Annotated in this window: 10 protein-coding genes; 5 read left to right on the forward strand and 5 right to left on the reverse strand. The window is 71.1% G+C overall.

Going from position 1 to position 11,222, the window contains the following annotated elements; all coding sequences use genetic code 11:
* Positions 1-49: 49 nt before the first annotated feature.
* Both IE217_RS18810 and IE217_RS18815 read right to left on the reverse strand, forming a co-directional pair.
* Positions 50-265: a hypothetical protein gene (locus IE217_RS18810; RefSeq protein ID WP_190179049.1), complete on the reverse strand. Its 216-nt coding sequence runs from the start codon at positions 263-265 to the stop codon at positions 50-52.
* Between the two features lie 219 nt (positions 266-484).
* Positions 485-1,810, reverse strand: a complete 1,326-nt coding sequence (locus IE217_RS18815; protein WP_190179050.1) for a HAMP domain-containing sensor histidine kinase — start codon at positions 1,808-1,810, stop codon at positions 485-487.
* A gap of 154 nt (positions 1,811-1,964) precedes the next feature.
* Here IE217_RS18815 and IE217_RS18820 point away from each other — a divergent pair, with 154 nt between their 5' ends.
* Genes IE217_RS18820 through IE217_RS18840 form a run of 5 tightly spaced genes read left to right on the forward strand, consistent with a single transcriptional unit; the run spans position 1,965 to position 7,449 of the window.
* The gene (locus IE217_RS18820) at positions 1,965-2,603 is read left to right on the forward strand and encodes a hypothetical protein (RefSeq protein WP_190179051.1); all 639 of its coding nucleotides are present in this window, start codon (positions 1,965-1,967) and stop codon (positions 2,601-2,603) included.
* Positions 2,604-2,608: 5 nt separating this feature from the next.
* Entirely contained in the window at positions 2,609-3,349 is a 741-nt protein-coding gene (locus tag IE217_RS18825; RefSeq protein ID WP_190179052.1) for an ABC transporter ATP-binding protein, read from the forward strand.
* Positions 3,336-4,031: an ABC transporter ATP-binding protein gene (locus IE217_RS18830; protein WP_190179053.1), complete on the forward strand. Its 696-nt coding sequence runs from the start codon at positions 3,336-3,338 to the stop codon at positions 4,029-4,031. Before IE217_RS18825 ends, IE217_RS18830 begins: the two co-directional genes overlap by 14 nt.
* Entirely contained in the window at positions 4,028-6,673 is a 2,646-nt protein-coding gene (locus IE217_RS18835; RefSeq protein ID WP_190179054.1) for an ABC transporter permease, read from the forward strand. Before IE217_RS18830 ends, IE217_RS18835 begins: the two co-directional genes overlap by 4 nt.
* 38 nt (positions 6,674-6,711) lie before the next feature.
* Positions 6,712-7,449 (forward strand): response regulator transcription factor, encoded by a 738-nt coding sequence (locus IE217_RS18840; RefSeq protein WP_190179055.1) that lies wholly within the window; start codon positions 6,712-6,714, stop codon positions 7,447-7,449.
* Positions 7,450-7,868: 419 nt separating this feature from the next.
* Here the strand turns inward: IE217_RS18840 and IE217_RS18845 are convergent, their stop codons facing one another.
* Genes IE217_RS18845 through IE217_RS18855 form a run of 3 tightly spaced genes read right to left on the reverse strand, consistent with a single transcriptional unit; the run spans position 7,869 to position 11,094 of the window.
* The gene (locus tag IE217_RS18845; protein WP_190179056.1) at positions 7,869-9,143 is read right to left on the reverse strand and encodes a COG4705 family protein; all 1,275 of its coding nucleotides are present in this window, start codon (positions 9,141-9,143) and stop codon (positions 7,869-7,871) included.
* A 38-nt stretch (positions 9,144-9,181) separates the two neighbouring features.
* Positions 9,182-10,420, reverse strand: coding sequence for a sensor histidine kinase (locus IE217_RS18850; RefSeq protein WP_229865383.1), 1,239 nt, complete (start codon positions 10,418-10,420; stop codon positions 9,182-9,184).
* Between the two features lie 20 nt (positions 10,421-10,440).
* Positions 10,441-11,094, reverse strand: coding sequence for a response regulator transcription factor (locus tag IE217_RS18855; protein WP_190179058.1), 654 nt, complete (start codon positions 11,092-11,094; stop codon positions 10,441-10,443).
* Between the last annotated feature and the right edge of the window lie 128 nt (positions 11,095-11,222).

Here is an 11,222-nt window from a genome sequence, read left to right on the forward strand (position 1 = left end):
CCGGGAGGGTCCCCGGTGTCTCGGGGTGAGTTTCCCGGAGGGCGGGAGGTCAGTCGGATCCGGCGAGTTCGAGCAGGACATGCAGGTCGTGGACGGCCGCGAACGCGCACAGGGCGCTGGCTCCGATCACGGCGGCGGTCGCTGCCAGTGGCAGCAGCGGGACGTTGAACGGCCGCGAGTTCGCGCGGGATTCGGTCAGCAGGGCGGCGACGCGACGGGACGTACGGCGGGCGGCCGGGGAGGGGTGTGGGCCGTCAAGCGTCACGGTGACCAGCCGACCATGGCGGGCGTCGTGATCGTCTCCACCCTGGTCGGCGCGCTCACCGTCCCGGCCCTCGCGAATGCGTGGGCACCGCTGCTCAGCGCCGGCGCGGTGCTGAGCAACGCGGCCCTGCCGGACAAGCCGCATGTGCTGCTGCCGGTACTGGCGTACGGGGCTGCTGTAGAAGACGGCCGTGACCCGGGTCGTGCGGACGGCGCGTTCTCAGCGCCTGCCCTGGCCGGCGTCGTCCTGAGGGCAGGTCCGCTCCCGGCGTACGGGCAACAGCAGCGTGAACGTGGTGGGTGCGCCACGCGCGAGCGAGAGGCGCCCGCCGAGAGAGACGGCGAGGTCGCGGGCGAAGGCGAGGCCGATACCGGCGCCCGGACCGCCGCCGGAGTGGCCGCGCTCGAACAACCGCACGCCATCGTCGTCCACGGTGCCCTCGTCGGCGACGTCAAGGGCGAAGGCGTCATCGAGATCCCGGACGGTGACGGACACGGTGCCACGTCCGTGGACGCGCGCGTTGTCCAGCAGCACCTGGAGGATCTCGGCAACGGGCCCGCCCGGGACGCGTACATCGTCCGGCACGTCCTGGACGGCGAGCTCCAGCCGTCTACCGTCGCGGGCAAGCGGTCCGTGCCACCGCTCCTCGGTCCGTGCCAGCAGTTCCCTCACCGGCCTGTCCGGCGCGGTGGGCCGGGGCAGACCGGCGGAGCGCGACAGCCGGAGCACTTCCTCCACGGTCTCGTACAGCCTGCGGGTGGCTTCCAGGGCCTCCTCCAGCGCCGGCCGGGCGTCGTCCTGGGCGAGTCCGGCCTCCAGGGTGAGCTGGAGCCCGGTCAGCGGGGTGCGCAGCTGGTGTGAGGCGTTGGCGGTGAAGTTCCGCTCGTGACGCAGGAGTTCGGTAAGGCTGTGCAGCATGTCGTTGTGGGTGCGCGCGACCTGGTCGATCTCGGCGATGGTACTGGGTGCGGCACGTGCGGTCAGATCGCCTTCGGCTACCGCCCGGCAGTGCCGCGAGAGGTCCTCCAGCGGTGCGGCGAGCGCCCGCGCCTGTCGGCGGGCGACGAGAACGGCGACGGTCAAAGCGACCACCGCCACGCCGGCCAGGGCGGCCCAGCCGGCGAGCACCCGGCCTCGTACGTCCGCGAGGGGGAAGGAGGCACGGACTACGCCGATGACCTGCTCGGCGTGTGAGACGGGCACGGCCACGACCAGCTCACCGCCCGACGAGGACCGGGACACCTTGCCGTCCAGGGCCCGACGCGCCGCGTCGTCGCCGGTCCGTGGCCCGGTTCCGGTGCGCAGCAGCAGCCGCGGATCGTACAGGCCGAGGCGCTGCCCGGCCGCGGGCGCTGGCAGCTCCGCAGGGTCGCCGGCCGCGTAGTCAGGGTTCACCCGGACGGCGGCGGCCAGGGCCGCCCGTTCCAGCGCGTCCCGCTGACCGGTGTACAGGGAGGACCTGATGGCAAGGGCCAGGGGCACGGCGAGCAGGACCAGGGCGACCAGGACCGCGGTCAGGGCCACCCGTACGACACGCTGTCTCATGTCCTCATCATGCGGGCCGCCCACCAGGTCGTACGGGACCCGTCACGCGCTTTTGCCGTCGTCTAACCGTCGGCGCGCGGTCCGTTAACCGCATCCCTCCTAGCGTCTGGAGCGTGACCGTCCGGTCCCAGGCATTTGGTGGAGGGCAGTGGCCATGACATGTGTACGGAAGTCCGCCGTCGTCGGGGTCGGGCTGGTGCTCGCAGCGGCGGTGACCGCCGGGTGTTCCAACGCAGGATCGGGTTCCGGAGGCGGTTCGTACTCGGCATCGACGTCGTCGTCGACCGGGTCCGGGCCGAACGCGGCGCCCACGGAGACCAATCCTCCCGGCGACATCCCCGACAACCAGGCGTACGTCGCCTTCCAGCCGTCCACCGGCTTCACCGGGTTCACGGTGAAGGTGCCCGAGGGCTGGGCCCGTACCGTGAAGGGCACTACGACCGTCTTCACGGACAAGCTCAATCGCGTCCAGATCTCTGCTGTCTCCGCCCCGGCAGCGCCCACGCCCGGTTCGGTGACCAACACCGTCATACCACGACTGCGCAGCCAGGTGCCGAAGTTCGCGGATCCGAAGGTGACCGTCGTCAAGCGGAAGTCGGGCAGCGCCGTACTGCTGACCTACCAGGGCGACTCCGCCCCGGACCCGGTCACCGGCAAGGTCGTGCGGGACGCCTTCGAGCGGTACGCCTTCTACAAGCAGGGCCACGAGGTGGACCTCACACTGTCCGGTCCGGTGAACGCCGACAACGTGGACCCGTGGCGTATCGTCAGCGACTCCTTCGGCTGGCGGTGAGCGGCATGTCCGCAGCGTCGTACGACGACGGGCTCACCGCCCGCGAGCTGTACCGCTTCTTCAGGGCCGGTGAGGAGGAGACACTAGCGCTGCGCGGGGTGTCGCTGCGGGTGGCGCGCGGCGAGACGGTCGCTGTGGTGGGCCCGTCCGGGTCCGGCAAGTCCACGCTGCTGTCCTGTCTGGCCGGGCTCGACGAGCCCTCGGGCGGCGATGTGCACGTGGACGGCGTGCGCATCAGCCACCGGCCCGAGACCGAGCGCGCCCGGCTGCGGGCCCGGCACATCGGTGTGCTGCTGCAGACCCGCAATCTGCTGCCTCATCTCAGTGCGCGCGACAACGTGCGCCTGGCGCAGGGCGCGGTACGCGGCCGGCCCGCCGCGTCCGCGGAAGCGCTGCTGGAACAGGTGGGGGTGTGGGAACGCCGGCACGCGCTGCCCCGGCAGCTGTCCGGCGGAGAGCTGGCACGCGCCGGGCTGGCCGTCGCGCTGGCCAACTCGCCCTCCGTGCTGCTCGCGGACGAGCCGACCGGCGAACTCGACGGTGGCACCGAGCAACTGGTCCTGCAGATGCTGCGGGACCGCGCCCAGGACGGCTGCGCGGTCCTGATCGTCACGCACAGCGCGGAGGCGGTGCGGATCGCCGACCGGGTGATCGCGCTGGACGACGGCCGGGCGACGGAGACCGCCGAGGCGAGTGCCGGAATGTCCGGCCCGAACGTTCGGGAGATACGCCATGTCTCCGGCTGACGCACTGATCGACTGCCAGGACGCCGCCCTCACCTTCGGCCGCGGGCCGAACGCGGTCGTCGCCGTGCACGGGGCCGGGCTGCGGATTCACGCCGGGGACCGGCTCGCGATCGTCGGGCCCTCAGGCTCGGGCAAGTCCTCGCTGCTGCATCTGCTCGCGGGTCTGGAACAGCCCACCAGTGGCACGGTGACCTGGCCCGGGCTGTCCGGGCTGCGGGACATCGGACTGGTCTTCCAGGGGGACAGCCTGATCCCGGCACTCGACGTCGTCGAGAACACCGCCCTGACCCTGGTACTCGACGGGGTGCCCGAAGGCCGGGCCCGCGAAGCGGCTCTGGGTGCGCTCGCCGTGGTGGGCGCCGCCGACCTGGCCGACCGGCTGCCGGAGGAGATCTCCGGCGGCCAGGCCCAGCGTGTGGCCGCCGCCCGGGTACTGGCGCAGGCACCGCGGGTCATCCTGGCCGACGAGCCCACCGGCCGCCTCGACCACGCCACCGGCAGCCGCGTACTGGACGCGCTGCTGACCGCGGCCAACGAGACAGGAGCGGCCCTGGTCGTCACCACCCACGACCCGGCGGTCGCCGCCCGCCTCACCGAGCGGCACACCATGCGCGACGGGCGGCTGACGTCCGCGGACAGCGTGGATGCGGACACCGCCCACCGTCTTGGAGAGCCCTCATGATCAGCTCATGGGCGAGCGGTCTCGCCCGCCACCGCACCGGCAGACTCCTCGCCGCCATGGCCGGGATCGCCCTCGCCGTCGCCCTCGTCGCCGCGCTCGGCTCCTTCCTGACCGCGTCGAAGGCGACCATGACGCAGCGCGCGGTGCGCTCGGTCGCCGTGGACTGGCAGGTCGAGGTGCAGCCCGGCGCCGACCAGAACGCGGCACTGTCCCTGGTGCGCAAGACGCCCGGCGTACGAGCGGCCGTCCCGGTCGGCTTCGCGCACACCAGCGGCTTCACGGCCACCACACAGGGCAGCACCCAGACCACCGGCCCCGGCATCGTCCTCGGCCTCCCCGACAACTACCGCACCCTCTTCCCCGGCGAGGTCCGCTCCCTGACCGGCCATCCCACCGGCGTGCTCCTGGCCCAGCAGACCGCCTCGAACCTGCACGCGGCCCCCGGCTCTACCGTCGGCATCAAGCTGCCCGGGACGACCGGCGTGCGCCAGGTCCGCGTGGACGGGGTCGTCGACCTACCGCAGGCCGACTCGCTGTTCCAGAAAGTCGGCGCGCCCACCCAGTCCCAGCCCGTCGCACCGCCCGACAACGTGCTGCTCCTGCCCGCCGCGCGGTTCACCTCCCTGACCCGGGGCGCCACCTCCGTGACCACACAGATCCACGTCGCCCGCGACGCCGCCCTGCCCCACGACCCGGCTGCCGCGTTCACCTCGGTGACCGGCGCCGCCCACCACCTGGAGGCCCGGGGCGCGGGTTCGGTGCTCGTCGGCGACAACCTGGGCGCCGCACTCGACTCGGCCCGCCAGGACGCCCTGTACGCGCAGATCCTCTTCCTCTTCCTCGGCGTGCCCGGCGCGGTTCTCGCCGCCTCGCTGACCGCCGCGGTCGCGGGCGCCGGCGGTGAACGGCGCCGCCAGGAGCAGGCGCTGCTGCGGCTGCGCGGTCTCGCGCCCCGCCGGATCATGTCGCTGGCGGGCCTGGAGGCGGCGCTCGTCGGCGTGGTCGGCGGGCTCTTCGGCCTCGGCATCACCGCGCTGACCGGCCGACTCGCCTTCGGAGCGGTCTCATTCGGAGCCGGTGCAGGCACCTGGATCCTCTGGTACGCCGTCGCGTTCACCATCGGCGCCGCGGTCGCCGCCGCTGCGGTACTGGTGCCCGCGGTGCGCGACCTGCGCACGGTAACGGTCGCCGACACCGGCAGGAGCGCCCGGCGCACCGGTTCGCCCTGGTGGATGCGGATCGGCCTGGACTTCATGCTGCTGATCGGTTCATGGCTGGTCTTCCGCGCCTCGTCCGGCAACCAGTACGCGCTCGTCCTCGCTCCCGAGGGCGTACCGAGCATCTCCGTGTCGTACTGGGCCTTTCTGGGGCCGGCGCTGCTGTGGATCGGGGCCGCTCTGCTGCTGTGGCGGCTCACGCTCCTGGCACTCGCCCACGGCCGCCCCGTTTTGGCCAGGCTCGCGCGTCCCCTGACGTCGACACTGGCCGGGACGACGGCGGCCGTCCTCGCCCGGCGCCGCCGCACGCTGGCCCGTTCCATGGTGCTCCTGGCACTCGCGGTGTCGTTCGCCGTGTCCACGTCGGTCTTCAACTCCACGTACCAGCAGCAGGCGGAAGTGGACGCCCGCCTGACCAACGGCGCCGACGTCACCGTTACCGAACCGCCCGGGGCCCAGACTCCGCCGAGCGCGGCCGGGGCCCTCAAGATCCCCGGCGTCCGCCACGTCGAGCCGCTCCAGCACCGGTTCGCCTATGTCGGCTCCGACCTTCAGGACCTCTACGGCGTACGCCCGGACACCATCGCCTCGGCGACCTCCCTTCAGGACGCGTACTTCGCCGGCGGGACCACCCGGCAGCTGATGCAACGCCTCGCCCAGCGCCCCGACAACCTCCTGGTCAGCGCCGAGACCGTGAAGGACTTCCAGCTCTCGCCCGGCGACAACCTCAACCTGCGCATCCAGGACGCCAAGACGAAGACTCTGCGCACGGTGCCGTTCCACTACGCCGGGATCGTCAAGGAGTTCCCGACCGCGCCGAAGGACAGCTTCTTCGTCGCCAACGCCTCGTACGTGGCCCAGGCGACCGGCAGCGACGCGGTCGGCGCCTTCCTCGTCGACACCGGCGGCACCCACCAGAAGACCGTGGCCGCACAACTGCGCAAGCAGCTGGGCGCAGCGGCCACCGTCACCGACCTCACCCAGACCCGGGGCACCGTTGGCACCAGCCTGACCTCGGTCGACCTGGCCGGCCTGACCCGGATCGAGCTGGCCTTCGCGGTCCTGCTGGCCGCCGGGGCCGGCGGCCTGGTCCTCGCCCTCGGACTCGCCGAGCGCCGCCGCACCTTCGCGATCACCACCGTGCTGGGGGCGACGCGCCGCCACCTGCGCGGCATGGTGCTCACCGAGGCGGTCCTGCTGACCTTCGGCGGCCTGGCAGGTGGTGCGCTGATCGGCTGGGCGCTGTCCGAGATGCTGGTCAAGGTCCTCACCGGCGTCTTCGACCCCCCTCCGGCCTCACTCGCCGTCCCGGGCGGCTACCTGGCGCTCACCGCGGCCGCCGCCGTGGCCGCCGTGCTCGCCGCCGCCCTGAACGGAGTGCGGCGGGCCCGACGCCCGGCCGTCGAGGAACTGCGCGACCTGTGAACACACCGAACGGCCCCGCCGCCCGTACGCTGCCGACCATGCGCACACCAGCAGCACCGGACCGGGGCCGTTTGGACGTCCTTGTCGTGGAGGACGACGACACCATCGGCCGCCACCTCGAAACGGGGCTACGCAGCAACGGCTACGCCCCCGCCTGGAGGCGCACCGGGGCGGGAGCCCTCGCCGAGGCGGGGCAGGGACCCTACGACGTGCTGCTCCTGGACCTGGGCCTGCCCGACATGGACGGTCTCGATGTCGCCCGGACGCTGCGCGCCCGCTTCCCCGACCTGCTGATCATCATCCTCACCGCCCGCACCGACGACATCGACGTCATCGCCGGCCTGGACGCGGGGGCCGACGACTACCTCGTCAAACCCTTCAGCCTGACGGTGCTCCTCGCCCGGCTCCGTGCCCATCTGCGCCGTCGGCCCCTCGCCTCTCCGCAACCGGACCCGGTCATGCTCGGTGATCTCGTCCTGGACGAGACGGCTCGCCGCTGTACCCTGCACGGCGCTGATGTCCCGCTGCGCCCCAAGGAGTTCGAACTGCTCGCCCTGCTCGGCCGACACCCCGGCGAGGCCGTCTCCCGCGAGACGCTCATGGCGGAGGTCTGGGACGAGAACTGGTTCGGCTCCACGAAGACCCTCGACGTCACGATGGCCGGCCTGCGCCGCCGTCTCACCGCTGCGGCGAAGTCCGCCCCCCGCCCCGCACGCCTGCCGCAGATCACCACCCTGAGGGGCCACGGCTACCGGCTGGAGCAGGAACCCTGGTAGCTGCTCGATCGAGGGCCTGAGCCGGTGCCGGTGCTCGGTGGTGCAGGCTGCGAACCGGGTTCCGCCACGGGCGCTGAGGAAGGCCGGCCGGCCGCAGACAGACCGGTCGAGAACCTGTCGCCCAGCGCCCGGTGCTCGCCGCCCGGGCGCAGTCATCGACGGCAGTCCTCGCACGCCGAGCGTTATGTCATGAGGCAGTCCCAGGTCCTACTCCGCCGAGGTCGGCAGTCGTGGGGATGATGTGGCGGTCGTGTTCCTCCGTGTGCGCCAGCAGGGTGCGTGCCATCGGTGACGCGCAGCAGCTCGGGCAGCACCTGGTCGAAGGTGGGCGCGTCGGCGATCATCAGCGTCGTGGATCCCGTGCACCGCGAGAGCGTGATCGGCGGCGGCCCCAGGGGAGTCGCCGCCGATCAGGTCCGTCAGCGCATGTCTGTGAGCAGGGTGCGGAGTTCAGCCTCCTGCTCGGCCGGCGACATCGGCGGGTTCGGGTGGTCGATGCCGAAGGTCTTCAGGACCTGGTCCATCTGGGCGTCGATGAACGTCCAGCCGGTGTTGTCCAGCGGCTGCAACGATGCCTGGTCGGCATCCCAGAGGTCTCGCAGTGACTGGGCAGCTGCGTGGGCCCCCTTCGCGTTCCCCGACTGGGCGTCCTTGAGCGAGGTCGACGCGAGTGCCTTCAGCGCGTCGACCTTCTTGGACGGGAACTTCTTCACGGCCTGGCCGGGGGCGAGGTGAACGGTGGAGGTGGTGTCCTCCTCCGGCGCGGGGCCGGCGTGCGGCTGGCTGTGCGCCCAGACCAGCAGGGCCCCGGTGGCGACGGCGAGGAGGCCGAAGCCCGCCAGCGCGATGCGCTCCCTGCGCGGGTTGGCGGTGACCTGCGGGGTGTGCGTGGCGTCGTAGGTCTCGGTCACGTCGGAGCGCGTCACCGTCAGGTAGACGACAGTCGCCAGGATGAGGCCGAGGAAGATCAGGCTGGTGGTGAAGGTGCCCAGCGCAAGGCCGGTCGGCTCACCGGGCTGAGCAACCCTGGGGGAGGCGAGCCAGTCGCCGATGTTGGCGCCCAGCGGGCGGGTCAGGATGTAGGCGAGCCAGAAGGACAGCACCGGGTTCGCGCCGAACTTCCACAGCAGCGTGATCGCCGCGATGAGGCCGAGCGGCAACAGCACCGAGACTCCCGGGCTCCAGCCCGTGAGCTCGAGGGTCCAGTCGCCGGTCGCGGTGCCGAGCGCGAAGGTGACGAGAACGGCGAGCCAGTAGAACGACTCACGCGGCAGCGTCGTGACCGAGTGGATCGAGAGAGTGCGCTCGCGCAGCCACCACACGCCGAAGACCACGGCGAGCAGCACCGAGAACACCGCGGAGCTGATCCACAGCGGCACGTTGAGCTGGTCGGTCAGGATGTCGGTGTACAGCGTGCCCGTGACACTGACAACGACCACGGTCAGCCAGTACGGGAAGGGGGCATACCGCTTCAGCCGCAATTGAACGCCCAGAACCACCACGAACACCGCGGTGAAGATCCAGGCCGTGTTCACCAGGCCGACGCCCAGCTTCATGTTGATCCAGTCGGCGAAACTCTCACCGACCGTCGTGCAAAGGATCTTGATCACCCAGAACCAGATGGTGACCTCGGGAACCTTGTTCAGCATCAGCCGCCCGCTGCGGTGCGTGCGGGCTTCGCTTGTCGTTGTCATGCGACGAGGTTGGTGTGGACAACCTGCACACAACCTGACTACGCGATCGCCTCTGGTGTGGGGAAGGTCACTTCGACGCGACCGTGACCATCCGCGATCGCACGGACTGCCACTCCCGCGGACGCGGCGAGACGCCTTACCACGGCCAGCCCCAGCCCGTGCCCGTTGCCGCTGGTCACGCCTGCTTCGAAGACCCGGTCGACCTCCGCCGGGTCGAACCCCGGACCATCGTCGAGGACATCGATCACGATGTCCTGGGGCTGGATGCGCGCCGTGACCCAGACGCGCGAGCGCGCATGCCGCAGGCCGTTCTCCAGCAGAGGTGACAAGACAGCCACGACGAGTCCGGTCGGCACGGCTACGTCGACATCGGCCGGGATGGCGAGTTCGATGGAGCGGCCGGCGATCGCCTGCCGCGCCGCCGCCCCGAGATCGCAGCGGGTGCCGCCGTCGATCCGTGTCCTGGCGGCACCAAGAATCGTCGTGATCGCCGTGTTCAGGCGATCGACCTCGGTCAGGACGGACTCCGGTGCCACATGGTGACCGGAGAGCTGCGCCAACTGCGCCTCGCCCCGTAGAGCCGTCAAGGGCGTCCGCAACTCGTGGGCGATCTCATCGGTGAGCCGGCGCTCGTCCGCGAGCGCCTTGTCTATGCGGTCGAGCAGGCGATCGAGAGTTCGCCCCAGCTCCCCGAATTCATCGCGAGGAACGCCGAGGTCGAATCGGCGCCCGGGTGCGTGATCGCCCCAGTCGTCGGCCAGAGCGGCCATGTCGTGCACCACTCGCAACGCACGGCCCACCATGAGGTAGGCGACGACGCCCGCGAGCAGGATCGAGACGCCGCCCAGCATGAGCGCCATCGCCAGGCTGCGCTGCTCCGACGTCTCGTACGGCGTCAGATCCACCCTCACGACCGCCACGACGCGGTGTCCTTCGAGCCGGACCGGCTGGGCATGCAGAAGGTAGCGGCCGACCGTGGTGGTCTGGGACTGCCCGGAGCCGGCAAGCACCTCGACGCGGTCAAGGACGCTGTCCGGCACGATTCCGTCAACGAGGTGTCCATCGGCATACACCCACGCGACCGTGTCCAGCGCTTCGTTGCCGCTCTCGACAAGCACGACGCGGCCACCGCGTACGGCTACGTTCGCCGCCACCGCCTCTGCACGCGTGTGCGCCAGAGCGTTCGCGTCGGCGTCGGTCACCCGGCTCAGCAACACGTGCGAGACCACCACCAGCACGGCGACCACCGCTGTCGCGATCAGAACCGCAAGCGCCACGACCCTCCCACGGAAGCCCGTCACTCCCATCGATAACCCACCCCACGGACCGTCGCCAGGCGATCGGCCACTCCCAGCGCACCGAGCTTGGTCCGCAGCCGGCGAACGTAGGAGTCAAGGGTGTTGTCGCTGACCTGCGCGCCATGCGGCCAGCCGGCAGCAACGAGGGCGTGGCGGCGTACAGCATCGCCCTGCGAAGCGATAAGCCTGCCCAGCAACCGGAACTCGGTCGGCGTCAGGCTCTCGCTCGTAGAACCGTGGATCACGACATGTTTCGCCGGATCGAGAACGACGCCTCTCGGCGAGGTCGTCGCGGTTGTCCTGCGCAGCAGGGCGCGGACCCGCACCAGCAACTCCGGGACGTCGAACGGTTTCGTCATGTAATCGTCGGCTCCCGCCTCGAAGCCGCCCACCTTGTGATGCATGCCGTCCAGGGCGGTGAGCATCAGCACCGGGGCATCAACGCCACGTGCCCGCAGCGCCAAGCAGACGTCGCGGCCGTCAGCATCCGGGAGCCCCAGATCCAGGACGACCAGGTGAGGGACCGGCTCAAGGTGCCGCAGCAGGCTGTCCGCCGTAGGAGCGACGGCGACCGTATGGCCGTCGTGCTCGAGTGCGCGCTTGAGGATGTCGCGGACCGCCGCGTCATCCTCGCACACCACAATAAAAGCCACGCGCTGACCCTAGGTACTCCAGCCAGAGTTCTCCATTCTCCCTGGTCAGAGCCCTGGTACCGCGAGGTCCGTAGGTGTGGACGTGCTGCCCCTTTCGGTCGCAGGCTCACCCAGCATCCAGGAGCGCA

The sequence above is a fragment of the Streptomyces naganishii JCM 4654 genome (genome assembly GCF_014650575.1).
GTDB lineage: Bacteria > Actinomycetota > Actinomycetes > Streptomycetales > Streptomycetaceae > Streptomyces > Streptomyces naganishii.